The sequence below is a fragment of the Paenibacillus sp. Marseille-P2973 genome, from assembly GCF_018101095.1.
Taxonomy (GTDB): domain Bacteria; phylum Bacillota; class Bacilli; order Paenibacillales; family Paenibacillaceae; genus Fontibacillus; species Fontibacillus vini.
On sequence record NZ_JAGQEH010000001.1, the window covers coordinates 509,880 to 536,874 of the forward strand.

A 26,995-nucleotide genomic window follows, 5' to 3' on the forward strand; every position below is an offset into this window, starting at 1 on the left:
TGATCAACTAATCGTTGTTGCTAGAATCGCAATCCAACTAACTTCAGAATCCGTCGCCGCCTGATTGTCGTCCTGTGTTATATCCTCGTTGCCCCTGAATACCGTCCTACATGATGCCTCGTCGCTAAGCCGAGCTTTTCGTGTCTATTATTAACAAACCTATCATACCGCCTTTTGTAAGCGCTTTAATACATCCGTTATTAGTCACATTTTCATGTGAAAATTTAACTTCAACTAACTAAAATTGCTGAGCTGCAAATGCAGAACGAACTTATTGGATATTTCCAATGAAAAACTACACAATTAGCCGATTCCCCCCGTGTTGATTGGAAATATCCAATGACGAGACTCGAATTAGCGAAAATGAGACGGTTTGCCTAAATTCCATTGGAATTATCCAATGAAAACAACCAACTAGTCAAAAAGAGAAGCTGCTGATTGGAAATATCCAATCAGCAGCTTCTTATCGTTTCGCAATTAGCTCCACATATACTAATGCCATGCCTCAACGACCATTCTACCCCGCTTCGTGATCACCAGCCGGTTTTTGATCTACCCTCCCAATCGAGATTCAAAAACCGGGTTTTCAGCACCGAGAAGGTGGGGTAAAGCCAGGGACTGAGGAGCGGAGCGTAGGAGAAGCCTACGTGAGCACCGGAAGGCCCTGGCTGCATCCCCAGATTCGACGCCGAATCAACTACATAGCAACCGCTTCGTGATCAAAAGCCGGTTTTTGAATTTCCGCTAAGCGTGGTTGGTGGTTTTGCGGTAGGCGGAGGGGGAAGTCCCCACATACTTCCGGAACTTGCTATGGAAATAATCCACGTTCGTATAACCGACCTTCTCGGCCACTTGGTAGACTTTCAACCCTTCCTCAAGAAGGGACTTCGCCTTCTCGATCCGCACTTTATCGAGGTAGGTGTTAAAGTATTCGCCTGTAGCGTTCTTGAACAATTTGCCGAGATACGCGCTATTATAGTTAAAAATGCCGGACAAAGTTTCCAGCTTCAAGTTGTCGCTGAAATTACGGTGAATCAGATCCAGCATGATTTTTACTTCCCGGTGTTTTCCTCCCTCGCCCAGTCCGCTCATCATCTGTTCCAGGAAAAACTCCGTCTTCTCATACACACCCTCAAGCGTCCAGGCCTTGTAAATATCGGACAAATAGTCCGAAAATTCCTTACTGCGGCTCTGCAGCTCCGGCGATTGCTTGATCCCTTTTGCGTGAATCGAGGTCAGAATCTCAACAAAACGACGTTTAATTTCCCCTTCGCCATAGCCCTCAGACACAAGGCATTCCCCTGTACGGCGGACCAGCGCTTTCACCGTCTCGCGATTGCCCACCTCCACAGCATAATAAAGCTGTTCGTTCAGCGGTTCCGTCCCTGGCTCAACGGACACTTCTCCAAGGAAAGTTTCCTGAACCGAATCCCGGCTCAGAAGCTTGCCGTTGCCATGAATAAAGTGGTTTTTGTTAAGCTCACTGGCCACTCCATAAGAATCAACCACTTCCATTAAGCTGCATACCTTTGGCCCTAAGGCCGCGGTGAATTCTACGCCCGTATCGGAAGCTGCATCCCGGATACTGCCGTAAACTCCATCCATTTCCACGCCCAAAACCGGATCTTTTAGTAGAATACCGATCTGCGCATGGTAGCTAAATACGTAGCCTCGATCCGTGTGTTCAAACAGCTCGGTCATCTTTCTTCTCATTTGAACGGAGGGTTCCATATCCGAATCGTTCTCCGTATGCAGATTAATCAGCAAGACCTGATAGCATCTCCATAGCAGACCCAATTCCTCAGCTTTGCCTTCCAGCACCGCTTTCTCTTCCTCATTACCCGACAGGAGCGATTGAATAAACGCCTCCCTGCCCCAATCCTTAGTGGTGCTTTGCCAAAGCTCGGCAAGCCGTTCCTGAGTAATCTGCTGCTGAATTTTCTGTAGATAATCTATCAATTCATCTTCGTCGACCGGCTTCAGCAAATAACCGTCTGCCCGTTGCGAGATAGCCTTCTTAGCGTAATCAAAATCCGCGTATCCACTTAAAATTAAAATATGAAGCATAGGATCAAGCGAACGCAGCCGCTGAATCAACTGCAATCCGTCCATTCCCGGCATCCGAATATCGGCGATTACCAAATCGGGTTCATGAGTGTTATATTTCTCGAGCGCTTCGTTGCCGTTGGCCGCCGTGTCTACGACGACATAACCGTAAGCGTTCCAGTCGATAAATGTGCGTAGTCCTTCTCTCAGCTTAGGTTCATCGTCTACAATAAGCACTTTAATCATCATTTATTCCCCCTGCCGGAAAAGATTTCATTACAATTCCCATCCAGCGATTTTCAATGGTGTGTATAACACTTTATTAAACACAAATAATATCCTTCCCCTACGGAAAGAATTAAAGCGTTTACAAATAATTATAAATAAATTTTAAATTCTCACAAACATAATTATGTTCATTTATTGCACTATTTTGATGATATGAGGATAACAAAAAAATCTTCCAAATCGCAGATCACGATTTGGAAGATTCTTGATATCACCTGAAACTCAAAGCAAGCCAGCTTACACCGCCTCTTTTGGCATGTCGCTCTCCTGAAATTGAATCCGGTACAATTTTGCATACAAGCCTTGCTGCTCTAGGAGAGATTTATGGGTTCCCTCCTCCACGATCCGGCCCTTTTCCATAACCAGAATCCGATCTGCATCCAGAACCGTAGACAGTCTGTGGGCAATGACCAGGGTAGTGCGTTTTTGCATCAATACGTCAAGCGAACGCTGCACAAGACTTTCGGCTTCGTTATCAAGCGCCGAAGTAGCTTCATCCAGAAGCAACAGCGGTGCCTCGCGCAAAAAAGCTCTTGCAATGGCGATGCGCTGCTTCTGACCACCGGAAAGCGATGCCCCATGTTCACCAATATGGGTGGCATATCCATCTGGAAGCTTCATAATGAAATCATCGGCCCCGGCCAATCCGGCGGCCATCCGGATTTCTTCCTCGGACTTACCTTCCGTACCAAAGGCGATATTATCGCCGATCGTTCCCGCAAAAAGGTAAGGAATTTGGGGCACATAGGTCGCAAGTCCGCGGCCCTGATCCAGACTCTCCCGCAGGCAAACGCCATGGAGGGAGACGCTCCCTTGATCAGGCTGGTAGAGTCCGCAGCAGAGACGAACCAGCGTCGATTTTCCTGAACCGCTTGGTCCAACGACAGCGACCGTTTCCCCGGAATTGACCTGCAAATTCAAACCCTCAAACAGGGCTTGCTGCGGGTCATCGGCAGAAATTTTATGCGCAAAATGAACATCCTTGAGCATGAGCGCCGGTTGATTGTGATCCCCCGTCGACGCATTCCGGAAGTACGGAGCTTGCCGTTCTCCCCGCTCTTGTCGCTCTTGCCGCTCTTGCAGCCCTTCCCGCTTTTGCCGCTCCTCCCTCTGTACCGCCCGTTCCCCGCCGGATTCGTTTTCCGTTTCCTTATCCAGAATTTCAAATACGCGGTCCGAAGCACCCAAAGCCTCCTGAACCGCGCCCCAGGTTTGGGACATGTGGACGAAGGGCCACTGTACCCTGCCGATTAAGATGACGAACGCCAGCACGCCGCCCGCCGACATCCCGCCTCCAAGCGCGGAATAAGCGATCATCCCCGCACACACAACCATGACCACATTGTTGATAAAAGCGGAGGTTTGCCACAAAAGGCCGACAAGCACTGTTCTTTTCCGCTGCAAAATTCCTAGCTCGGCCCGCTCCTTCACATAACGGTTAAGTATGGCGTCTTCCATGCCGAACGCCCGAACCACCGTCATGCCTTGCACCACTTCCTGAAGCAGCGCTCTCAAGCCGGCCTCCCGGGCAAATATATCAACGGACAGGTTTCGCAGCTTCCGGTCAAAAAATCGGCTGCAAAAAAACACGACCGGCCCCGAGCCCAGCGCAAGCAAAGCGATCCATACATCCGAACGGGCGAGATAAATGAACGATACCAGGGTAAGCAGCAAATTATAAAACAACTCATACACGACGCTGCTCACCATGCTCATTGCCGAATTTACGTCTTTATTGTTCCGGGAGGAAAGATCGCCGGAATGCATCGATTGAACTTCCTGAAACGATAGGCGATTGCTCCGGTCGAATAGTCTGGACCGCAAATCCCAGGCCATGCGGAAGTGAACCGTAAAGCGGAAATAGTGCTGAAAAATAAGACAGACTATTATAATGGCGCAGGCGATCCCGCATATGACCGTAACCCGGGTCAATGCGTCCGTATCGGAGCTTGTGATCGTATCGATGAACAGCTTTTGTACCGTGGCGAAGCCGATATCGACGACCAGCTTGGCGGCAAGCAACACAATGGCGGCCATAAACCCGGCCCGGTACAAGCCGGCATAGCCGACCAAACGACGGAAGGCGGACCAGACCGTGGATGACGGGTTAGCGGGCGATTTCACTTTATCATCGGTGATCATAGGTAACCTCCTTCTATCGCCAGTTCGTGGGGATTCTCGGAATGATGCACGCTTTTTTCTACCATCGCCCGGTATTTTCCGTCTTCGGCCATCAGCGACTCATGGTTCCCCGCTTCCACGATGGAGCCGTTCTCCAAATAATAAATCACGTTGGCATCCCGGATCGTGGACAGACGATGCGCGACAACAACGGTGGTTCGGCCCTGCATCAGCTTGCCGAGCGCCTGCTGGATCATCTCTTCATGCTGGCTGTCGAGCGCGGCAGTCGGCTCGTCGAGGATCAGCATCTCCGGCTCCCTGACAAAGGCGCGGGCAATCGCAAGTCGCTGCCGTTCCCCGCCGGACAAGGTCAAGCCCCGTTCCCCGATCCGGGTCTCGTAACCCTGCGGCAATCCCTCGATAAAGGAATGAATTCCTGCTGAACGAGCCGCTTCCTTCACTGCGGATACATCGGCATCCGCCCGCCCCCAGGCGATATTCTCCCGAATAGTCCCTGAGAACAGATAGGGCTCCTGCGAGACGTAAGCAATGCGGCTGCGCCACTCTCCCGGAGGAATGTCCGCCATCGAGCCCATATCGCAGTCGATGTTTCCGGCCAGCGGTTCGTATACCGCCATAAGCAGGTTCAGAATCGTGCTTTTCCCGCTTCCGCTCGGTCCGGCAAATGCAGTTACCTTCCCTTGCTCAATCGTGAACGATACTCCTGATAGAACGAGGTCACTACTTCCGTAACCGAAGGAGACCTTTTCGAAGGAAACCGTCCCCATTTCCCCATATTTCTTGCCGTCGTCCCGTACGGTTGCCTTTTCTTCCTCCATATCCGTAATTTCGAACACTCTGCTTCCCTGAGCCAATGCCGACTGAAGCTCGGTCCATAGATTGGCAAGCCGGGACACCGGCTGGGTGATCTGATCAAAGGTGATCAGAAAAGCCGCCACCGCTCCGACGTCCAGCCGCCCTTGGATAACCAGATAACCTCCAAAAGAAAGCACATACAGCAGCCCGCCCAGGACCACGGCGAAAGGCATATTATATCCGATCGCTTCAAGCCGGGTTACCCGGGTATGAAGGGCTGTAAGACCCTCGAGACGCTGCCGGAACTGCGAACCAAGCCGGGGAGCAAGCGAAAAAGCGCGCACGACTTCCGCCCCCTGAAGGGCATCCTGGACAAAGGATTGCTGTGCGGCAACGGCCTTTTCTCTTTCGATATGCAGATTACGGAGCCGGCGGCTGAACGGAACCATCACCAGCGGCAGTAAAATGCAGATCAACAGCGTTCCCAAGGTCAGGATATATTGGAGTGACAGCAAATAAGACAATAAAAACACAACCTGAAGCACATTGCCGAACAATTGGATCGTCTTCTCGTTAATTCCGGTTTGCGCCGCCGGTGCTGCATCCTGAATCCGTCCGATTAAATCGGCGGAGTGAAATCGTTCCAACTCTCTGGTTTTCGAGCGCATAAGCTTAGACAAAATCGTCGCTTGCAAACTGGCGGTCGAGCGGATTTCCAACGTCCCGGATAAATACGTGCTTATAAAATTGCCCAACGCGTCAGTAACGACTACAATAAGTGCGAAAACCAGCCCTGAGATCAGACCGGACATTTCCTTATCGACGGCTGCATTGATAATCCTGCGCAGACTTTCGGCGAGAAACACACCGGAGACCGACAGAATTCCGGCTAGAATACATAACGTGATGTACCTGCCTAAATACGGTCTTCCAAGCGAGATCAGCCGCTTCAGCGCATCGGATACCGAGATTGCATGCTCCCTTTTGATTTCATCGTGCCTATTTTCTTTTTCCAACTCGTTCTCCCCTTCTTCTCCAGCCCTATCTTCCTATAGAAGTTCCCCCTTGTTGTCCATTCGTTCACTCATCCAGCATGACTTTCGCCGTCAACGCCAGAAGCTCTCTGAGCCTTTCCTTGTTGAGATGGTAATATAACCGATGATCGCTGCGTCTGAATTCCACCAGGTCCAAAAAGAAAAAGAAGTTCGCATGATAGATCACCGCGGCCGGGGTAATGCCCAGCTCCGCCGCAAGCTCGCTGCCATACCTCGGCCGTTCCCGGAGCAGCATGATGAAATCGATCCGCCGCTTATCCGATAGCGCCTTAAAAAACAGCTCCGCCTTCTCCCGATCCGCAGCAGGCCCAAAAACACGGTCGTTGAAAACGCCGAATATGACCCAAAAATGGGATGCCTCAAAGGGCCAAATATGGTGATTGCCGACCTGTGAAACGAAGCTGATATGGATGGTTGACGGTACTTGAAAAATCTCCGGCTCGCTTTTATGAATTTCCCGGATAAACCGCTCGGGATCCCCTTTGAAAAACGCTTCATAACGGACCAGTGCCCGTTCGCTTTCCTCGCGGATTACCTCGGACCAACCGGCAAAGACATCCCGATGAAATTGAGAGATCAGCATCATATAGCGCCGCTTTGTTTCTTCCGGATGCCTTAGACACTCCAGTAACGGCTCCTGAGCTTCCTTCACTTCATCGAGCGGCAGTGTGACCTTAACGCGCTCGATCAGCCCGAGCCTATCCTTTCGAATCTCTTCCCATTTGCGTCCTTGGAGCAGCTCCTCCATTTTGTCATAATAGACGCCGTAGACCATGTTCGCTGCGATTTCCGACGCCTCAGTCTTCTCCAGCCGCCCAATCCAGGATGCCGCGCTTAATGGCTGGCGCGAAGAAGTAATTGATTCATAGAAGGCATAATCCAATGCCTTATGAAAAAAGTCATACCCGAAGAAAAACTGCAATTCCCGGAGCATATGCGGAGACATTTTGTTCACGGCATCCGTAAATATTTCTTTGTTCAACGGATCGAGCTCGATGCGGTACTCTTCGGCCGTCTTGACCATCTGGGGCTCGCAGGCAATCATGCCCATCATGACGATCAATTCAAACGCCTCATTGTAGGCGAAGCTGATATTTTTCTTCAAAGGGACTTTCAATTCAACGCCTCCACTTTATTAAAAATTAAATAAAGATTCATTTCGATCAAGATTTAATAATTACTTAATGTTAAAATAATCCTTCCCGCCCGCTTTGTCAATATCTGATTCGAACAAAAAAAGGACCGTTCGGCAACCGCCAAACGATCCTTCCTGCATTTCATATCCTAAAGCAATACTCCATCCTTTACGGGCGAGCCGAAGTCCGGAGTGCCATCCTCTTTCCAGCCAAACACCTGGGCCCGGGTATGACGGTTCGGGTCATATAGAGGGTCTCCCTTAATCTCCTTGTAATTCCGCGCGTGATAAACGATGACGTCCTGACCGTCCTCGGAGACGGTGAAGCTGTTATGCCCGGGCCCGTACTGTCCGTTCTCTTCGCTCGTTTGAAACACGGGCTGCGGCGCTTTTTTCCACACGGAAGGATCAAGCAGATCCGCCGATTCATCCGCTTCCAACAGCCCCATGCAGTAGTTGTAATCCGTTGCGCTTGCCGAATAGCTGATGAAGATGCGTCCGTTCCGCTTCAGCACGGCTGCCCCCTCATTAACCCGGAACCCGATGATCTCCCAGTCAAATTCCGGGGTCGAAATCATCACCTGTTCTCCGGTCAGCGTCCAAGGATTGCTCATCTTTGAAATGTACAAATTCGAGTTCCCTTCGATTTCGGGATCCTTTTGCGCCCAAACATAATAGAGGTCTCCGCGGTGCTCGAACGTCGTTGCGTCCAGGGCGAACGATTCCCAACGTGTCCGTACCTGGCCTTTCTCCACCCATTCGCCTTCTAGCGGATTTACGGCATCATTCTCAAGGACATACATCCGGTGGTCGAACAAACCGTCCTGCGTTTCGGTCGTTCTGGCCGCCGCAAAATAGATATACCATTTCCCTTGAATATAATGGATCTCCGGCGCCCAGATGTTCGCGCTGAGCGGGCCGGTTTCATATTTACGCCATACCGTTACGGGAAGCGCATCCTTTAACCCTTGAATCGTAGTCGAACGTCTCACTTCGATCCGGTCATATTCCGGCACCGAGGCGGTATAGTAATAATAGCCGTCACTATGTTTGTAAACCCAAGGATCTGCACGCTGCTCCACAATCGGGTTCATATATTCTCTATTTGTGTTCATGTCGGTTTCTCCTTTTAACTAGTAATCCAAGCTCCAGCTGTACTTTTAAACGAAATAATGATTCCTTATTTCAACGTCAGAACAACTACCGAAGCGGGAGGCAGCTCCATATGAACCTGGCCGTCCTCCAGCTTTGCGCCTGTAAATTTCGCCGGTTTCACCACTTCAGGCTGATGGAAGGTATTGTGGACATTCAGCGATGAATGCGTAAGCAAGGTTCCGCTTATCTCTTTGCCTTCCGCGCCTTCAAGGTGACAGCTTACCGAAGCGCTGACCGCATGATGAAGATTGCAGACCGATAAATGAATGCGTCCTTCCTTATCGATTGAAGCCGAAACGCTGAGTTGTGGAATCAACTGCGACCCGTGTTTGTACATCGGGCTTTCAAACTCCACGTCCAGAAGCTCCGCATCCTGATGGACCTTGTACATATCAAACACATGATAGGTAGGCGTCAGCAGCATTTTATCGCCTTCCGTCAGCACCATCGCCTGCAGGACATTGACCACCTGCGCGATGTTCGCCATTTTCACCCGTTTGCTGTATTTGTGAAAAATATTGAGGTTTACGCCGGCAATAAGGGCATCGCGCAGCGTATTTTGCTGATACAGGAAGCCCGGATTGGTACCCGGTTCCACATCGTACCAGCCACCCCATTCGTCCACGATCAGGCCGACTTTGCCTTCGGGATCGTATTTATCCATAATTTTGGAATGCTTGACGATCAGCTCCTCCATGAACAAGGTATTCTTCATCGTAGAGAACCACTCGTCCACACCGAATTCGGTCGCGGAGCCCTTGCTGGCGAACCAATTCCCCGAAGGAATGGTGTAATAATGCAGGCTGAGCCCGTTCATTAACCAATGCGCTTCCCGCATCAGGACTTCCGTCCAATGGTAATCATCCGTATTCGGTCCGCAGGCAATTTTATATACTTGATTGTCTCCATAATTCCGGACATAGGAGGAATATCGACGGTAAAGATCGGCGTAGTATTCGGGATGCATATTGCCTCCGCAGCCCCAGTTCTCATTGCCGACGCCGAAGAAAGGCAGCTTCCAAGGCTGCTCCTGCCCGTTCTCCTTGCGCAGACCGGCCATCGGCGACTCGCCTTCAAAGGTCATATATTCTACCCACTGCTGCATTTCTCGCACCGTACCGCTGCCGACGTTGCCGCTGATATAGGGCTCCGTATCCAGCAATTCGCACAGGCGCAAAAATTCATGCGTGCCGAAATGATTATTTTCCTCCACTCCGCCCCAATGATTGTTGATCATTCGAGCCCGCTGTGATTTCGGGCCAATGCCGTCCATCCAGTGGTATTCATCCGCAAAACAGCCGCCCGGCCAGCGTAATACCGGTATATTTAAGTTTTTCAGCGCCTCCAGCACATCGGTCCGATACCCTTCCGTATTCGGAATCGGTGAATCGGGACCTACCCAGATTCCCTCGTAGATACATCTGCCGAGATGTTCGGCAAATTGTCCGTACAAGTAACGGCTGATGGTTCCTTTTCTCTCTCTGGCGTTAATGGCCATTCTCACCATGGTTTACAACTCTCCCTCTCCACCCGTATGTTTATTTACTTTGCCGAGAAGTTTGTTTTCCCCAAACGGCCATACCTCGTTCATTCAAGCCGGTAAACACCAAGGTACCTACGCCTTTTTCCCAATCCCATGCAGGCAGCACCTGAACCGTTTCTGTGCGACCTTCACCTTCGGCCAAATCGTCCCAGCTTAAAGTCAGCGTCATTTTCCCGTCAAAACTCCAGGATCCCTCTCCCCGGCTGCCTTCAAGCTTTCCTTTGTCCTTCAAAAGCAGCTTGCCGGACTGCTCCTGCCCGTCGATAAACGGATCGATTTCGAGCCGTTCCCATTCTCCGGCCAGCATACTTTGCGGAATATCCTGCTCCTTCTCTCCCGCATAACGCTCCGGCGAGACGACCGGCCAGCCGTCTTCCGTCCACAGGATTTTGCGGACATGCAGATAGGACCAGTTCTTGTCGGTTTCTCCCCTGGCATGATGAACGATAAAGTAGTCGCCCCCGTCATTTAAAACGGAGTTATGACCCGGCGCGATCCAGCCTTCATCCTCGCCGAACTTGTACCCGCCCAATATTTTGTTGCCCACCTCAAATTGCGGTTCGAACGACGTATCCGTCATATCTCTGCCGTTAAAGTCGACATACGGTCCCGTAATGGAATCCGCACGCGCTACGCGCACGTTATAATCCTCGAATAACGAATCGTAAGACACGAATAAATAGTACTTTTTGAATTTCTCGTTATAAACGATATACGGCCCTTCAACCGCTCCGTCCTCGGTAACCATGTCGCGGGCAGCGATCAGCTTTCCGAAGCCTTCTTCCTTCGGTTTGCCCGTATCCGGATCCAGCTCGATAATATGAATACCTCCGAAAAACGAGCCGTACACCATCCACATCCGGCCTTCCGCATCGGTGACTATGTTCGGATCGATCGCGTTCAGCGCGTCATCGCTTTTCGTTTGAATGACAGCCCCTTGATCACTCCAAGGCCCTTCGATCGAGTTTGAAGTCGCCATGCCGATCATAGACTGCCTGCTGCCAAATGTGGAGGCGGAATAATAGAGGCGATAGACTTCTCCATGCTTAAAGACATCCGGTGCCCACAAATTGGTAGCTCCCGTCCATTCCAACGCGGTTTCGGGGATGCCGGGCAATGCATAGTCAACCCATTTCCAGTGAATCAAATCGTCCGATTTCCGGACCATGACGCCGGGCTTCGGCTCCCCGCCCACCTTAACGTCCGTTGAGAAAACATAATACCCCTGATCCGTTTTGATAATGCCGGGGTCGTGCGCATTGTTTACCGTCCATTTTGGTTCATTATGAAGCACCGTCGTGTCATACATTGCAGTCGCGGAGGGGTTATCCGGAAACACGAGTTCCGGCGTCCGATCCCCCGAGCATCCTACCGTACCCATCATCATCAACATCAACATACCCGGCAGCACCACCCGTTTTTTTAATAGGTTCATCACAACGCTCTCTTTCGTTTCAGTCACTTTCTTTATCCCTTCACCCCGGAAATCGCCACGGATTCGATAATTTGCTTCTGGAAGACAAGGAAAATGATCAACACCGGCAGCAGCGCAATGACGGATGCGGCCATAATCAGCGGGTAATCCGTCTGAATCGCATACTGTGCGTTAAAGTTAGCAATGACGAGCTGCAGGGTTTGCTTTTCCGGTGAAGTCAAGTAAATGATCGGTGCCAGATAATCGTTCCAGATGCCCATGAACCACAAAATAAGCTGAGCGGCAACAGCCGGCTTAATAAGCGGGAACGTAATCGTGGAGAACAATCTGAAGTAGGAGCTGCCATCGATTTTGGCCGCCTCAAGCACTTCATCCGGAACGCTGATCAAATACTGCCGCAGGAAAAAGATCATCACGATGTTGCCGAACAGCCCAGGTACAATCAGGGGAAGCAGCGTATCCACCCAGCCGATCTTCGAGAACATCATGAATTGCGGAATCATGACGGCCGGATAAGGAATCATCAAGGCTGACAAGAGCAAGAAGAAAATCATGTGTTTGCCCGGAAACTTCAGCTTCGAAAACGAGAATGCGGCCAAACTGGAGGTAAACGTGCCTACCACCGTAACGGAAAGCGCAATGATGACGCTGTTTTTAATCCCGCTCAGCAGGGGTCCGGCCGTCCAGATTTCCGCATATTTGCCCCATTGGGGATTCTCCGGAATCCACACGGGCGGCAAAGCGAACACATCGATTTTCTGTTTGATCGAGGTCGAAAGCATCCAAATCAATGGAGCAATCATCGCGACCGCTCCGATCGCAAGCAGGATGAAAATAATCGTATTAGTCAGCTTGGTTCTTGACGAATGAGACATATTCACTTTCTCCTTTCCCTTTCAATCACGCCTCGTAGGATGATTTTTCGTTCATTTTGAATTGAATCAGAGTCACGATAAATATGAATATGCCCAATACGACGGCCATCGCGGAAGCGTATCCCATTTGGAAGTTATCGAAGGCTTTCTGCCAGATATAGAACACGACGGAAGCGGACGAGTATTCCGGACCTCCCGTATTCGTCATAATGTTGATTTCCGTAAAAATCTGCGATCCGCCGATAATGTTCGTCACGACGATAAAGAAAGTAACCGGCTTAACCATCGGCCAGGTGATATGGAGGAACGCCTTAAATCCGCTGGCTCCATCAAGTTCGGCGGCTTCGTAGTAGGAACGAGGAACGCTTTGCAGGGCTGCCAGATACAAGAGCATCGTATAACCGAGCCCTTTCCATACCGTCATCAGAATCAGCGCCGGCTTCACCGAGTATTTGTTCATCAGCCAGTTCGGTCCGTCGATGCCGAAGATATCCAGAAACTGGTTCACAAGGCCGTAATCTCCGTTATATGCCCAACTCCACATAATAGAAATGGCAGCTAGCGACGAAATGACCGGAACATAGTAAATGACACGGAATGTCGTCGTCCCCGGAATGCCCCGGTTCAACCCCAGCGCAATAAGCAGGGCAAGAATCAGGCCGATCGGAATCCCGAGCATCATGAAGATCGTATTGAAAGCCGCTTTATGAAACAATTCGTCCGTAAGCAGTTCCTTGAAATTGCTGAGCCCGATAAAATCCATTTGCCCAAGTCCGTCCCAGTCCGTTAGCGAGCCGTAAAAAGAGTAAGCTACAGGAAACAGAGTAAAGAGCAAAAAGCCCAGGACAGGGGGCAAAATAAATAACCATCCGTATATTTTTTCTTTCCGATACAGATTTGATTTGGTTTGCATGATAGTCACCTCTAATTCGGATACCAGAATGAAAATGATGTTAGTTCCTTTGTTTGTGCAACATCGGAAACTAACATCATTTCTCCTGGATTAATGCACTGCTGAAGTCCCGTCCTTATTTCTTGGCTTTCGCTTTTTCTTCCGCTTCGATCGCTTTATCAAGCAATTTTTGCATCTTCGGCTGTTCCTGCTTCACATAGTCCGCGGCGGTAATTTTACCGTCGAGCACCGGTTGGATATCCGTGAAGAACAAGTCATACCATTCCGAGGTCCAAGTATAGTGGCCTGGGAGAACCCGGCCGTATTCGCCTACAACGTCGAGGAATTCTTTTTTGTTGGCAGGCTTAGTCGAAGTATCGGCTGCCCATTCTTCGGCCATGTCGATCAGGTTAGGGATTTGCACCTTAGCTTTCACGAGCATTTCCATACCCTCTTTGGAGGCTGTCAGATAGTTCACGAGCGCGACGGCTTCCTCAGGATGTTTCGTTTTAGCGGATACGCCGATACCGAGGGAACCGGTCCATGTTGCAGATTTACCCGTAGAACCTGCAGGGTAAGGCATCAAATCATATTCGAAAGGCAATGTTTCATACGTGCTCATATCCCAAGGACCTACTGGGAAGAAGGCCAACTCGCCTTTCATCCAGCGTTGGTAAGTGTCCAGTGTTTGCGCGTCTTCCGCGGAAGGAGTGATTTTGTGCACGTTTTGCATATCCGCAAAATATTGCAGCGCTTCCGCAAATTTTGGATCATCGATCGTTACTTTCTTTTTCGTCTCATCGATCCAGTCGGCTCCATTGCTCCAAACCATGGATTGAAGCGCCCAGTTGACGTTAAAGCCAGTGGCGTATTGGTCTATCTTGCCGTCGCCGTTCGTATCTTTCGTCAATTGCTTCGATACTTCAATAAATTCATCCCAAGTGTACGGTTTATCCGGATCCGGGAACGGAATTCCCGATTTCTCGAACATCGTTTTGTTATAGCCGAGCGCAAACGGACCTACGTCTTTCGGCATCCCGTAAAGATTGCCTTGTCCAGCCATATCTCCGTCATAGCGATACAGGTCGAGACCGTATTTCCACATATTATCAAGGTTAATTTCCGGGTTATTTTCAACGTAAGGCGTAAGATCCATCAGAATGTTGTTATGGACGTAAGCCTTCGTATCGCCGGATTCAAAATAGAATACGTCGGGCACTTTATTGCCTGTAATAGCCGCTTTCAGTTTAGTCGCATATTGGTCTGCCGCCGTAACGACGATCTTAACCTTTACGCCAGGGTGATCCTCTTCGAATTTCTTGACTACGGCACTGTATGCTTTTTGTTCGTCCGTACCGCCGCGGTACATGAACGTCAATTCCTTCGTTCCTCCGGATTTGCCCGAGTTCCCGGACTTCCCGCCGTTGCCGCTTGCTTCCCCTCCGCCGTTATTTCCGCCGCAGCCCGCAAGCACGGCCGACAACACGAGTACTAGAGACAAAAGAGTAAACCATCCTTTTTTATTTAACACCTTTAACCCCTCCTATGAGTTCGGATGAAACTATATAGAGAGAACTAAAGTCCATTCAACCGAATGTTCTTATCTGTGGCAGCAGTCGCAGTGCCTGCACTTTAGTCCGGCCTATATCAACCTTGCGAATGAAACCGTGTTCATAAAGTTCAATCGGGCGGGAACGGGCGATCCTTCGCCCCTTCCCTGCCAATACTTACTTAAGCTTTGCGCAGAGTAATGACGTTCCAGGATGCCTTGGACAACCTCGCGTTTACGAACCCGTCCTTGCATTCCGCGTTTCCGCCATGATGCGGTTTAACCCTTTCCTCGGCTGCGGTATTGACCGCTTTCAAATCTTCATGCTCCAGCACGATATGTTCCACCATGCGGTAGTTTTCAAAGCCGCGGATATCACATTCCAGATCCATCGCTTCCTGGAGATGCCGGTTGACGGCGAAGATCGTGATTTCCTCCTCCGCTTCCCTGTATACGACCGCACTGTCGAGATAAGGTACATCGGTATAATCCTGCGCATCATATTTCGGCGAATGGACGATCGGCTGCAGCGAGGTGCCGCGGCCATACCGGGAAGCATGCAAGTAAGGATAGAAAATTGTCTGCTTCCAGGCTCTTCCCCCGTTTTCCGTCATGATCGGCGCAATGACATTGACCAGTTGGGCCATACAGGCCATCTTCACCCGGTCGGCATGGCGGAGCATCGTAATCAGCATGCTGCCTACCAACAGAGCGTCTTCAAAGTTATAGATGTCCTCCAATTGCGGCGGCCCGATGCTCCAAGGTTCGATCTTCGTATCCGCGTCGTTGGAATGGTACCAGACATTCCATTCATCAAAGCTGAGATACATCGTCTTCTTACTGCGTTTCTTTGCTTTGACATAATCGCAGGTCGCGGTGACCGTCCGGATAAAGTGCTCCATGTCCATCGATCTGGCCAGAAAATTCGCTGAATCATTGTCCCGGTTGCCGTAATACTGGTGTAACGAAACGTAGTCGGCAACTTCATAGGTATGGTCCAGCGTAACCGCTTCCCATTCCGGGAACGTCGGCATCCCGGTGCTTGAACTGCCGCAGGATACGAGTTCGATATCCGGATCTACCAGACGCATGGCCTTGCCAGTTTCATAAGCTAATCTTCCATATTCTTGCGGTGTCTTCTGTCCGATCTGCCAGGGACCGTCCATTTCATTCCCCAGGCACCAGGTCTTGATGCGGTGCGGCTGCTCGTAACCGTGGCTGCGGCGCAAATCGCTCCAATAGCTGCCTCCCGGATGGTTGCAATACTCCAGAAGGTTTCTTGCTGCATCCACTCCCCGGGTTCCCAGGTTGACGGCCATCATGACTTCCGAACCGATTTCCCGTGCCCACTGCGCGAATTCGTTGGTGCCAACTTCGTTCGGCTCCACGGTCCGCCAAGCCAAGTCCAGCCGTTTGGGCCGGTCCTTCACCGGGCCTACGCCGTCTTCCCAGTTATATCCGGATACGAAGTTTCCGCCCGGGTAGCGTATAATAGGTACATTCAATTCCTGTATCAATTGTTTTACGTCGGTGCGGAATCCCTTGCTGTCCGCTGCCGGATGAGAAGCTTCATAGATCCCTCCGTAAACGGCCCTCCCCAGATGCTCAATAAAAGAACCGTAAATTCTTGGATCGACTTCGGAGATCTTGAACGATTTGTCCACAATCATTTTTGCTTTAAGCGCTGCTGATGCTGATGACAAGTCCATCACCTTCCGTTTTAATAAATCCTAAACTGTTTCGAAATAACTTGAATGAATCCGCTTACAGATATAAAATAACATATAAGAACTACCTTGTAAATATATAAACCTAAATCTTTTTATGTTTTTCTAAATAGAATTTAATAACACCTCAAAAACCCCTATAATTCAGTGGTTTTATTCAAAATTAGGTCAAAAACCGGATTATTAGTTTCACATTTATATAAAACATATCATCAAAATTGTGCAATATTTATCTATATTTTTAAATAAATTTACATTTATAGATTTAATGCTTTATTAATCGACTAAGTTAGTTTATAATTATCTAAAATAAAAGGATTTTTCAAATATTTCCTATTGGAAGAGGGTTATGTTATATGATCTACATCAAGGATTTGATGAGCGGGATCGATATATTTAAAGCTTTAAGTTCTGAAATCAGAATACAAATCCTCGAATTGCTTGCCAAGAATCAAGCCTTGAACCTGAACGACCTCGCCACGAAGCTGAATCTCAGCAACGGCGCGATTACCATGCATATCAAGAAACTGGAGGAAAGCGGTCTGATCGAGATCAATACCTCCGTCGGGAAACACGGCATCCAGAAAATTTGTTATCTGAACAAAGATAAATTGATGGTAGATCTTAGAAGTAAAGATGTGGAGAACCTGTACGAGGTGGAAATCCAGGTTGGCCATTACAGCAACTATCAAGCGGTGCCTACCTGCGGTCTTGCGACCAAAGACAGCATCATCGGCGATTTTGACGATCCCCGGTATTTTGCCGATCCGCAGCGGATCGATTCGGAAATCATTTGGCTCGCCGAAGGGTTTCTCGAATATCGGATCCCCAATTACCTGAAGCCGAATCAAACCTTCAGAGAAGTACAGTTCTCTATGGAACTTGGCTCGGAAGCACCCGGGTTTTGCGATAACTATCCATCCGACATCTACTTCTACGTCAACGGAATCGAGATCGGCTACTGGACCAGCCCCGGAGATTTCGGGGACGCGCGGGGAACGTTCAACCCGGACTGGTGGCCGCCGCATCTCAATCAGTACGGGATGCTTAAACTGATCCGAATCAATAATGAAGGAAGCTTCATTGACGGCTGCAGAATATCCGACGTCACTCTCGACCAGATTCAACTGGATTACAAGAGCGAGCTTACGTTCCGCATCGCGGTGACCGACAAATCGTTCAACAAACGCGGACTGACGATCTTCGGCAAAAATTTCGGCAATTACAGCCAGGACCTGCTGGCCCGCGTGCTGTACAATGTGCATGAAGATTAAATCCGCCTATCTATGAAAATAACCCCCGACAGGTTTCCTGCCGGGGGTTATTGTTAGGAAGATTTCCAAACTGCTCCGGTGTTTATTTGGTCAGCTCCGTCGGATTCATACCGGTTACTTTTTTGAACAGTGTGCTAAAGTAAGGAATATTCTTATAACCGACCCTTTCCGCCACTTCATAGACAAGCATGTTCCCTGCCAGCAGCAATTCCCTGGCCTTTTCAATCCTCACCCGGGTCAAGTAGTTATTAAAGGTTTCTCCGGTCATATTCTTAAAAATAATAGCCAAATGGTTCCGGGATACAAAAACTTTATCCGAAAGCTCGGCAAGGGTCAGCTCTTCCGCATAATGCTCATGAATATAACTCGTCATAAAATCGACGACCTGCCGATGCTTGCTCTTCCCTTTCCATTGTTTGCTGCTGCAGATTCTGGTGATTTTGTCTTTCAGCCATTGGGTCAGTTGATCCGGCACGTACAAGGCACCGATTTCTTTGGCAGTCTGGTCGTTCGTAAACAGCTCATCCATCAAAAATCCGGTTTCGTAAAGCGAGTAGGTGATGATACCCCACAGCTCGCTCGCAAGCATTTGAACAACCGCCGGGGATACGCCTTTTTGTTCCACCATTAAGCACATATATTCATCCAAAAGCTGATGGGCTTCAGCTTCTTGTGACGATTTAATCGCATTGGCCAGCTTAAACGACAGTTTGACCGGAAAAAGAGACACGTTGTCCTGTTCGCTTCCCAGATTCTCCCGGTAGCGATAAACCTCATAAACCGAAGCCAATCTCTCCGCACTTTGATCCAGGGCCCGGAAGGCTTCCTCTGTGGATTCGGAAATTTTCGTCCAGGCCCGCTTCAAGCCTCCAATTCCTATCCGCAGCTCCAGCTTCAAATAGCTGCCGATACTCTCGGCCAGCATGGTTCCAAGCTCCTCCAATTTCTTCACGAACGGCTCACCGTCCTCCTCCTCAGGATGAAGGATCAATAAGGAACGGGTGCTGTGAAGCTCGGTAAACTCCACGTCCGGAAAAAGCTTGCGCGCAATTTCGCAGGCAATGTTGCTGACCGCAAAACGAAACAGATTCCAGTCGGAAACAGACATACGGCAAGCCTGTTTATTGCGAATCAATTCTATGCCGATCGCGATATGCTTTCGGTTCAGCCAATAGCGGTAAGGCGGAGGAAGATGATCGTCCCCCCAATAGGCTTGATCCAAAGTTCCGATCGCCACGGACCGGACCCATTCCTTCTCAATGAGAGGCTCATACAGCGACATTTTGGTTTCAAGCTCACCCTGTCTCTTTCTTTTCCCTTCTTCTTCTCCCAGCTCCTGAATCACTCGGGTAAGTATATTCTTCAAAGTCGGCATACTGATCGGTTTGGAGACGTAATCGCTAGCATGGAATCTTAGAGCCTGCCTAGCATACTCGAAATCCGAATAGCCGCTTAAAATAATTATTTTCCCCTCAAATCCTTCTTTCCGAAGCTGTTCGATCATCTCCAAGCCATTCATGCGCGGCATATAAATATCGGTGATTATGATATCCGGATGAGAAGCACGAATCATCGTGAGACCATCCTCGCCATTCAAAGCTTCTCCGACCCACTCTGCCTCCAGCTTATCCCATGGAATTGCACGTTTCATCCCATGCAGGACCTGACGTTCATCATCTATGATAGCAATTTTCCACATAGTTCCGTCTTCAACCTCCTTAAACTGCGCAGAATTTGGCAACTGAACGGGCCGCCATCCAACCCGGCAAGTTAAACGCTTAAGGATTCCATCCGACTAAAAGTCCGCCTTTGAAGGGGGCTCCGTCAGGAGAGGAAGCATAATTTCCACCCGTGTTCCGCCTTCTTCCCGTTCCTTCAGCGTTACTCCGAACGGTTCTCCGAAATAGCCGGCGATTCTCTCTCTTACATTACGAATGCCGTATCCGCCGGTATGACGCCTTGGCTGCTTGTCTTCCGCCTGCCTCAAGCCGGAGCCGTTATCGTCAATAACGACCCGCAGTGCATTCCCCGACTGTTCTATTAGAATCGAAATGATGCCGCTGTCCAGCTTATTAAACCCATGTACGATGGAATTTTCGACGAACGGCTGCAAAATAAGCTTAGGAACGAACAATTCCTCCAGCTCAGGCTCCGTTTCTATTACGTAATTGAGGCCGTCCCCCCAACGCAACTGCTGTATTTCCAAATAGCATTGAATATGTAGAAGTTCATCCGATATCTTAATAAAGCTGTTTCCGTTTGACAAGCCGATCCGAAACATGCGTCCCATCAACTCCAATATGCGGCTCAGCTCCTCCTGTCCAGCCTCAATCGCCATCCAGTTCAGCTGATCCAGCATATTATAGAGGAAATGCGGGTTGATATTGGCCTGGAGCGCTTCGATCTCGGCCTTTTTTTGTTGTTCATGGCGGCGCTCCAACGAAATGTAAAGTTCATCGATCCGCTCGTTTTGCTTGCGGTATCCGGCAAATAGATATCCGAATTCGTTCTGATAGTCACTCGGGAGATCTACTTTTTCACCGCCTAAGGAATACTGGCGCATCGCGGTTACAAGTTGTTTGATCGGCTTGGTAAATTGCCTGCTGATCAAGAGGGTCAGGAACAATACCAGAAGCACGGCAGCCAGACCGATGAGGCCGATCCATTCAGCCAGCTTCAAACTGCTTGACGTGATCTCGTTCCATGAAGTGAATTCAATCAGCGTCCATATGGAGTTGTCCATCCTGGAATAGACAAGAAGGGTATTCCCGGATGGTCCTGTCCCCTTGATATGGACATAGCCGGATTTGTCGCTTTTGAGATCAACCCACTGAGACCAGTTGTTCTGCTCCAAAGGATCGCCTATTTTCATGATTTGTTGACCTTCACTGTCCGCCAAAATACGGTTGGACCCAGCCGTATTGCCGGTCAGCAATCTCCGGATTTCATTCGCCTTGATGTGAATGACGAGCGTACCTAAATAGTCATCGTTATAAACAATTTTTCGGGCGAAGCTCAAAACGGGGATTTCCCCTTGCTGGCTGGAAAGGTTATACTCTTTCGACCAGCAGAAATCATTTTTATCCAGACACTGGGCATATACCTGTCGCGTCAAATCGTTAATATCCCTGAATTGAATATAACTTTGCCTCTCGCTCGGGATCGGATTGTTCATATAGAGATCGATCCCTTGTATTAGAGGGATCGCATACGTGAGATTCCCGAGAGCGCTTTCAACTCCGACTCGACTACGGTGCCGTTCGAACTCATCCTGCCGGTTCAGAAGATAATGGGTCATCTCGTTGTCGCGGGAACTGGACAGGGAAATCTGTTCGATCATGACCAATCGCGTTGTAATCTCATTATTCAGCTCATCCAGTAGTTGCTGCTGATAATGGGAGGTCGTCTGTACAAGCGCTTTCGACGAATTGCTGTAACTTGTCCACGCGGTGACAGCGATCACTATAACAAGGACTGTTGCATAGCTGTTAAAAAACAGGCGATCGATCCTGAATTTTTTAAAAGGATTGGTCAAACGTGTTCCCTTCCTTCCCCTTGGCGATTCAGGCGAAATAAACGGTAAAACGGCGAAGAAATCGTCGCTTTACCGTCACCGATAAATGTTTTTTAAATTTAAATTTTATCCTTTTATGCCTGTAGTTGCAATGCCTTCCACGAAATACTTTTGCAAGAACATGAAAATAAACGTTGCCGGAAGGACAGAAACCAGCGACATGGCGAGTAATTGTCCCCATTCCTGGGCGGATTGAGAGTCGTTTATCATTCTGAGAGCCAAGCCGACCGTATATTTTTCCACCGAGTTGATATAAAGGAGATGCCCCAAGAAATCATCCCAGTTCCAGAGGAAACAAAATATCATTACGGTTATAATAGCCGGCAGCGTCAGCGGAATAATAACCCGCCAGTAAATCCCGAACCAGGAGCATCCGTCGATTTTGGCGGATTCGTCCAGTTCTTTTGGAAGCCCGCGGATGAATTGAATCAGCAGAAAGACGAAGAAGGTGCCTCCCGCCCCACCCGCAAGCATATGGGGAATAATGAACGGCAAATACGTATTAACCCATCCCAGTTGGTGAAACAAAGTGTATTGCGGAATAATCAGCACCTGTCCGGGCATCATCAAGGTCAGCATCAGAATCGAGAACCAGAAGCCCTTGAGCGGAAAATCCAGTCTTGCAAAACCAAAGGCTACCAATGTACAAGATATCAGTGTTGTAGCGATGACCGCTATCTCCAGCCCGAAAGTATTGAGATAAAAGTCCGTAAAGGTGTGACCCGGAATAGAGTTCCAGCCTTTGACGTAGTTACTCCATTGCGGTACGGACGGGAAGATGCCCGGCGAGCCGAGCTCCGTGCTATGTTTCAGCGAGGCTCCGACCCACCAGAGAACCGGATACACCATAATCAAGCTGAAAAGGATCATGAAAAGATGCCGGAGTGCCGGTTTCCATTTGCGTTGTGTCATTTCCGTTTCTCCCTTCCCGTGTCGGATTCATAGAATACCCAGTATTTTGACGTGTAAAAGATTAGAATCGTAGCCAGTACGATCATCACCAGCATAATCCAGGCCAGCGCGGATGCGTATCCCAACTCATATCTACTGAAAGCCCTTTCATATAAATACAAGGCATACACATAAGTCGCGTTCATCGGTCCGCCGTTGGTGATGACGAAAGCCGAAGTAAACATTTGAAAAGCTCCGATTACGCCCATTATCAGGTTGAAGTAAAGAATCGGCGAAAGCATCGGCATGGTGATCTTGAAAAATTGAGTAACCTTGTTGGCACCGTCAACCGCGGAGGCCTCGTACAAATCATTCGGGATCTGCTTCAGCCCCGCCAGGAAAATGACCATGGTCGAACCGAATTGCCAAACCGTTAGCAGGATTAGCGTGCCAAGGGCCGTGTCGGGGCTAGTGATCCAGCCCTTTCCTTCAAAGCCGAAAACCCCGATTATCTTGTTGAAGATCCCGTCTACTCCGAAAATGTTCCTCCAGAGCAGGGAAACTCCGATACTGCCACCGATCAGGGAAGGAAAGTAAATCGCCGTACGGTAAACACCGATTCCTTTTATCGCCTTATTAAGAACCATTGCTACTAACAGGGCGGCGATCAGCTTCAAAGGCACAGAGGCAAGCACATACGTGAAGGTAACCTTCACGGAATCCACGAACTTCGGATCCGAGGTAAAGATACGCTCGTAATTCCGAGTTCCGATCCACTCCATCGGTTTCATTAGCGTGTAATCGGTAAAAGAATAATATAACGAAAGGAACAAAGGATAAGCAGTCAGCGCAAGAAACCCGATCAGCCAGGGCGAAATAAACAAATAGCCCGCTAAGGGAGCGTTCCATCGGCTTAGAAACGAAGGCTTCGTCTTCTTCGGCTTCTTCGTTTCCGGGGAAGCTGGGATTATAGCCGCTGTGGTACGATTCATGACAGTCACCTCGTGTGTCAATATGGTATAGATCAAGTATACCGCCGGCACAATTCCTGCTAAATGAGGGCAATGCTCGATTTCTTTCAAAATATAACGAAAAAAAGGGCGATCAACTCGCCCCTTTTTTACTTGCTCCATTAATAAATCGTTCTTCCCAGTTCGTCGGGAATTCCGCTCCTTCGATAAAAATACGTGTTGATTCGGTCACGCCACTCCTTGGCATGCTCAGCCTGTTCCTCAAGACGGTCCGCCACTTGCCGGTATGCTTGTTCGTCCAACTGCTCCCGCATCCGCTCCCAAACCGCCAGCAACTGGCCTGCCCGTTCCGCTCCTTCAAAGTGAGTATCATAAATATGCTGAATTACGGTTTTGCCGGAATGAAGCTTATGGGTATACGGAACATGATGGAAGAAAAGCAGCAGTTCATCCGGACAAGTCGCCAGCGATTCATACCTCTGCTTGTTGGCATTTGCATATTGCGCAGTATATCCGGTTCCGGTGGCCGTCGTCCGGTCTACCCCTATACCATGGTTGTCCGCATAGTGGTAGGTCCCCCATGGCGAGTATTCATATCCCTCTACGTTTGGTCCGTAATGATGGTCCGGATTGACCATAAAACCGACCCCCAGCGGAGTAGTATAAGATTCATAAATCTCCCACGAATTCATGAGGATATCATAAATGGTTTGGAATAGCGGTTCCCGGCTGCCAAAAGTTAGCCTAATCCATTCCTTCGCAATTTCCTCTGCGGACAGCTCCGGATTCCAGGCCAATCGGCCGTAACCGAACAGGTTGGCCTGTGCCAACAAGTGACCGGTCCAATTGGCGTCGCTTCCGATATTGGAAACAGCGGCAAAGCCGTTGCAGGGATTTCCGTGCACCGTACCATCCACAATGCGTTTAACGGGGGTACCTTCCTCTTGAAGGTATGTGTCGAAGTCCAGAACCTCTTTCCATTGGGGAACCAGATAACAGACATGTCTTTGCTGTCCGGTATATTCCTGGGCAATCTGGAACTCGATCATTTGATTGGTATGCGGCATGGCCCCGATCAGCGGAGAGACGGGTTCCCGAACCTGAAAATCAATCGGTCCGTTCTTGATCTGCAGAATAACATTATCCAAGAAACGCCCATCCAACGGCCGGAAATGATCATAGGCAGCTCTTGCCCGGTCGGTGGAGCGATCGCGCCAGTCCTGTTTGCAGTTATACACGAAGCACCGCCAGATCACGACACCGCCATACGGCTTCACGGCCTCGGCCAGCATATTGGCGCCGTCGGCATGATCCCGTCCGTAGGTAAACGGTCCCGGGCGATGCTCCGAGTCGGCCTTCACCAAAAATCCGCCGAAATCCGGAATTGCTTCATAAACTTTCGCTGCGGCTTCACGCCACCATTCACGGACGGACGGATTCAGCGGGTCCGCGGTTGAGAGGCCTCCCAATTCCATAGTACTGGCGTAATTAATGCTTAGGTAGAGCTTGATGGCATATTGACGAAAGATCGCTGCCAGTTTAGTCACATCCGGCAGGAAATCGGTCAGGAGGCGGCTCTCCACCCGATGAACATTGACATTGTTGATCGCAATAGCGTTGATTCCGCAAGAAGCCAGCAACCGGGCATAATCCTGAATTCGTTGATGCTCCTTGGCAACCCGGTTATCCTGATAAAAGATCGACGACCCGGCATACCCCCGTTCCACACTGCCATCCATATTATCCCATTGATTGATCATGCGCAGCGAATTGACCGGATTTTCGACCCGATTCAAAGACTTCACGTCGCCGCCCGTCGCCATAATCCGCAGCAAATGGAACACTCCATACAACAAGCCTGCGGAGTCCGCTGCGCCGATCGCTATTTGCTCCGCCCCGTCGTCGATTTGAATCGCATAGCCCTCGGTTTTGACGGAACGGGCAGCATCGGCATGGATAGCCTCGTCAATCGCTTGGCTTGCTCCAAAGATACCCAATAGGATGCCTGAAGACTCTCCCAAAGTTTCCGTAACGGCAACCGAATGGCCTGTAATGGCTTCCAGACCTTGTGACAGCTCGTTCACGGCCGTCCGCATCACTTCATCTTGAATCACGGCAGCGATATGACAATAGGGCGCATACTGTTCGAATTTAGTCCCCTGATCCGTTCGGCGGTACTGCAGCCAAGCCTCATAACCATCACCCGGACGGTACTCAAAATAACGGCTCATTCATAGTCCTCCTCATGATGAAAAATATAAGGCCCGGGGCAAAACTGTCCCGGGCCGCAATCATTAATTTATTTTTCGTAGGATTGCGAAGCTTCCTTTAACTGTTCAAAGGCTTGTTCCGGCGACACTTTGCCAAACATCAGCTGATCTCGGACAAGTACCCAGTCTTTATCGATAAAATTCGTCCATCCGCCCGCACCGGCCGACCATTTTTGTCCGTCCGGCTCCGTCGCGCGCAGAAGTCCCAGACCAACCTTATCCAAATCGCTCATGTTCGCTTCCAGAGCGGTGGCAATTTCCTTGTTAGCCGGCAGCCCGCGGAACGTTTGCAGTATATCTCCCGCTTCTTGACTATTCACGAACCAATCCACGAATTTCTTCGCTTCCACGGCATGTTTGGAGTTGTTCGTCACTCCCAAGAACATGGATGGCTTCAGCCATCCGCCCGCTTCCTCGGCACGCGGCATGGTTACGAGTGCATACGCCCCCGGCTTGATGCTATCCCAAGTCCCCAGGTTGTTGGAGAAGCTGTAACGCATCAACACTTTGCCTGCGGCCATCAAATCCATTTGCGGATCGTGTTCTTTGTCGGAGGCATTCACATCTGCAGGCGGAACCAATCCTTCCTTACGAAGCTCTTCGAATTTGGCTGCCCATTCCACGAAAGTCGCTTGATCCACGTTAAAATGGCCTTCATCCGTGATCACCTGTCCTTTGCCCTTGGCGTATTGATAAGCCGAGTACATGAAGTAATTACCGCCATAGTCCAGAGAAAATATTGGCCTTTCGGCAGTTTGGATTTGGATTCTTTGGCCAGAGCGAAAAACTCATCCCAAGTCCAGCCATTTTGCGGATTTTTGATTCCGAGCTTATCCATAGCGGCCTTGTCATATACCATCCCAAATGCTACCGAACCCAGAGGCATGGCATACTGTTTGCCGTCAAGCTGGCCGGCGGACACCAACTTCTCGTCGAATTTGCTTACATCCACTTCGGGAGCCAGATCCAGCAATTGACCACGGGACATCCAGTCCGGGATCCAGCCCGGATCCAGCTGAACGATATCCGGTGCGTTTTTAGCGGCAGCCTGAGTGGAAAGTTTGTCCAAATATCCGTCCATCCCCGAATACTCCGGTTCGAAAGTAATGTTCGGATTGTTCTTGGTGTACAAATCCAACGCAGCCAAGGTAGCCTCGTGCCGCGGTTGTGACCCCCACCACATAATGCGCAATTTTACAGGTTCATCACTTGGCGCCTGCTGTTCTGTAGACGTATTGTTAGCGGGTTTTCCAGCGGAATCAGCACTGTTCTTTGTCTCTCCGTTTCCTCCGCAGGCAGCCAGGATTCCAATCAAAGCTGTCGCCGCCAAAAGGGAAAGAGAACGCTTCCATTTAATCATTTTAACCCTCCTACTTGA

General features: G+C 49.6%; 17 protein-coding genes and 1 pseudogene. 1 reads left to right on the forward strand and 17 read right to left on the reverse strand.

Annotated features, from left to right (window positions below):
* Positions 1-744: 744 nt before the first annotated feature.
* The 11 genes from KB559_RS02340 to arfA all read right to left on the reverse strand — a co-directional run bounded on the left by KB559_RS02340 (position 745) and on the right by arfA (position 16,619).
* Positions 745-2,292, reverse strand: coding sequence for a response regulator transcription factor (locus tag KB559_RS02340; protein ID WP_211019968.1), 1,548 nt, complete (start codon positions 2,290-2,292; stop codon positions 745-747).
* A 279-nt stretch (positions 2,293-2,571) separates the two neighbouring features.
* Positions 2,572-4,476 carry an ABC transporter ATP-binding protein gene (locus KB559_RS02345; RefSeq protein WP_211019969.1) on the reverse strand — a complete coding sequence of 635 codons (1,905 nt, stop codon included), beginning with the start codon at positions 4,474-4,476 and terminating at the stop codon, positions 2,572-2,574.
* Positions 4,473-6,287 carry an ABC transporter ATP-binding protein gene (locus KB559_RS02350; RefSeq protein ID WP_211019970.1) on the reverse strand — a complete coding sequence of 605 codons (1,815 nt, stop codon included), beginning with the start codon at positions 6,285-6,287 and terminating at the stop codon, positions 4,473-4,475. Before KB559_RS02350 ends, KB559_RS02345 begins: the two co-directional genes overlap by 4 nt.
* A 64-nt stretch (positions 6,288-6,351) precedes the next feature.
* Complete coding sequence (locus KB559_RS02355) at positions 6,352-7,443, reverse strand: ArsR/SmtB family transcription factor (protein ID WP_211019971.1); 1,092 nt, start codon at positions 7,441-7,443, stop codon at positions 6,352-6,354.
* Positions 7,444-7,610: 167 nt separating this feature from the next.
* On the reverse strand, positions 7,611-8,576 hold the full coding sequence (locus KB559_RS02360) for a glycoside hydrolase family 43 protein (RefSeq protein WP_211019972.1): 966 nt from the start codon (positions 8,574-8,576) through the stop codon (positions 7,611-7,613).
* Positions 8,577-8,641: 65 nt separating this feature from the next.
* Entirely contained in the window at positions 8,642-10,123 is a 1,482-nt protein-coding gene (locus tag KB559_RS02365) for an alpha-N-arabinofuranosidase (protein WP_211019973.1), read from the reverse strand.
* Positions 10,124-10,154: 31 nt separating this feature from the next.
* The gene (locus KB559_RS02370; protein ID WP_211020243.1) at positions 10,155-11,558 is read right to left on the reverse strand and encodes an arabinan endo-1,5-alpha-L-arabinosidase; all 1,404 of its coding nucleotides are present in this window, start codon (positions 11,556-11,558) and stop codon (positions 10,155-10,157) included.
* 68 nt (positions 11,559-11,626) lie between these two features.
* A complete protein-coding gene (locus KB559_RS02375) occupies positions 11,627-12,469 on the reverse strand; it encodes a carbohydrate ABC transporter permease (protein WP_211019974.1) in 843 nt (280 codons plus the stop codon).
* Between the two features lie 25 nt (positions 12,470-12,494).
* The gene (locus tag KB559_RS02380) at positions 12,495-13,382 is read right to left on the reverse strand and encodes a carbohydrate ABC transporter permease (RefSeq protein WP_211019975.1); all 888 of its coding nucleotides are present in this window, start codon (positions 13,380-13,382) and stop codon (positions 12,495-12,497) included.
* A gap of 115 nt (positions 13,383-13,497) precedes the next feature.
* On the reverse strand, positions 13,498-14,892 hold the full coding sequence (locus KB559_RS02385) for an ABC transporter substrate-binding protein (protein ID WP_211019976.1): 1,395 nt from the start codon (positions 14,890-14,892) through the stop codon (positions 13,498-13,500).
* Positions 14,893-15,092: 200 nt separating this feature from the next.
* Positions 15,093-16,619, reverse strand: a complete 1,527-nt coding sequence (gene arfA / locus KB559_RS02390) for an arabinosylfuranosidase ArfA (RefSeq protein ID WP_211019977.1) — start codon at positions 16,617-16,619, stop codon at positions 15,093-15,095.
* Positions 16,620-16,993: 374 nt separating this feature from the next.
* Between arfA and KB559_RS02395 the strand changes: the two genes are divergently transcribed.
* On the forward strand, positions 16,994-17,911 hold the full coding sequence (locus tag KB559_RS02395; RefSeq protein ID WP_211019978.1) for an ArsR/SmtB family transcription factor: 918 nt from the start codon (positions 16,994-16,996) through the stop codon (positions 17,909-17,911).
* A gap of 82 nt (positions 17,912-17,993) precedes the next feature.
* Here KB559_RS02395 and KB559_RS02400 read toward each other — a convergent pair whose 3' ends face one another.
* The 6 genes and pseudogenes from KB559_RS02400 to KB559_RS02425 all read right to left on the reverse strand — a co-directional run bounded on the left by KB559_RS02400 (position 17,994) and on the right by KB559_RS02425 (position 26,977).
* Complete coding sequence (locus KB559_RS02400; RefSeq protein ID WP_211019979.1) at positions 17,994-19,610, reverse strand: response regulator transcription factor; 1,617 nt, start codon at positions 19,608-19,610, stop codon at positions 17,994-17,996.
* A gap of 96 nt (positions 19,611-19,706) precedes the next feature.
* A complete protein-coding gene (locus tag KB559_RS02405) occupies positions 19,707-21,446 on the reverse strand; it encodes a sensor histidine kinase (RefSeq protein ID WP_211019980.1) in 1,740 nt (579 codons plus the stop codon).
* 105 nt (positions 21,447-21,551) lie between these two features.
* Positions 21,552-22,397 carry a carbohydrate ABC transporter permease gene (locus KB559_RS02410; RefSeq protein ID WP_211019981.1) on the reverse strand — a complete coding sequence of 282 codons (846 nt, stop codon included), beginning with the start codon at positions 22,395-22,397 and terminating at the stop codon, positions 21,552-21,554.
* A complete protein-coding gene (locus KB559_RS02415) occupies positions 22,394-23,368 on the reverse strand; it encodes a carbohydrate ABC transporter permease (protein WP_211019982.1) in 975 nt (324 codons plus the stop codon). Before KB559_RS02415 ends, KB559_RS02410 begins: the two co-directional genes overlap by 4 nt.
* 140 nt (positions 23,369-23,508) lie before the next feature.
* Positions 23,509-25,578, reverse strand: a complete 2,070-nt coding sequence (locus tag KB559_RS02420; RefSeq protein ID WP_211019983.1) for an alpha-glucuronidase family glycosyl hydrolase — start codon at positions 25,576-25,578, stop codon at positions 23,509-23,511.
* 68 nt (positions 25,579-25,646) lie between these two features.
* A pseudogene (locus KB559_RS02425) lies at positions 25,647-26,977 on the reverse strand (ABC transporter substrate-binding protein).
* Positions 26,978-26,995: the final 18 nt, after the last annotated feature.

Excerpts from the sequence above, each read along its gene's own strand:
- KB559_RS02340 (WP_211019968.1), bottom strand. The coding sequence starts at position 2,292 with ATGATTAAAGTGCTTATTGTAGACGATGAACCTAAGCTGAGAGAAGGA.
- KB559_RS02345 (WP_211019969.1), bottom strand. The coding sequence starts at position 4,476 with ATGATCACCGATGATAAAGTGAAATCGCCCGCTAACCCGTCATCCACG.
- KB559_RS02360 (WP_211019972.1), bottom strand. The coding sequence starts at position 8,576 with ATGAACACAAATAGAGAATATATGAACCCGATTGTGGAGCAGCGTGCA.
- KB559_RS02365 (WP_211019973.1), bottom strand. The coding sequence starts at position 10,123 with ATGGTGAGAATGGCCATTAACGCCAGAGAGAGAAAAGGAACCATCAGC.
- KB559_RS02370 (WP_211020243.1), bottom strand. The coding sequence starts at position 11,558 with ATGTTGATGTTGATGATGATGGGTACGGTAGGATGCTCGGGGGATCGG.
- KB559_RS02375 (WP_211019974.1), bottom strand. The coding sequence starts at position 12,469 with ATGTCTCATTCGTCAAGAACCAAGCTGACTAATACGATTATTTTCATC.
- KB559_RS02380 (WP_211019975.1), bottom strand. The coding sequence starts at position 13,382 with ATGCAAACCAAATCAAATCTGTATCGGAAAGAAAAAATATACGGATGG.
- arfA (WP_211019977.1), bottom strand. The coding sequence starts at position 16,619 with ATGGACTTGTCATCAGCATCAGCAGCGCTTAAAGCAAAAATGATTGTG.
- KB559_RS02395 (WP_211019978.1), top strand. The coding sequence starts at position 16,994 with ATGATCTACATCAAGGATTTGATGAGCGGGATCGATATATTTAAAGCT.
- KB559_RS02400 (WP_211019979.1), bottom strand. The coding sequence starts at position 19,610 with ATGTGGAAAATTGCTATCATAGATGATGAACGTCAGGTCCTGCATGGG.
- KB559_RS02410 (WP_211019981.1), bottom strand. The coding sequence starts at position 22,397 with ATGACACAACGCAAATGGAAACCGGCACTCCGGCATCTTTTCATGATC.
- KB559_RS02415 (WP_211019982.1), bottom strand. The coding sequence starts at position 23,368 with ATGAATCGTACCACAGCGGCTATAATCCCAGCTTCCCCGGAAACGAAG.
- KB559_RS02420 (WP_211019983.1), bottom strand. The coding sequence starts at position 25,578 with ATGAGCCGTTATTTTGAGTACCGTCCGGGTGATGGTTATGAGGCTTGG.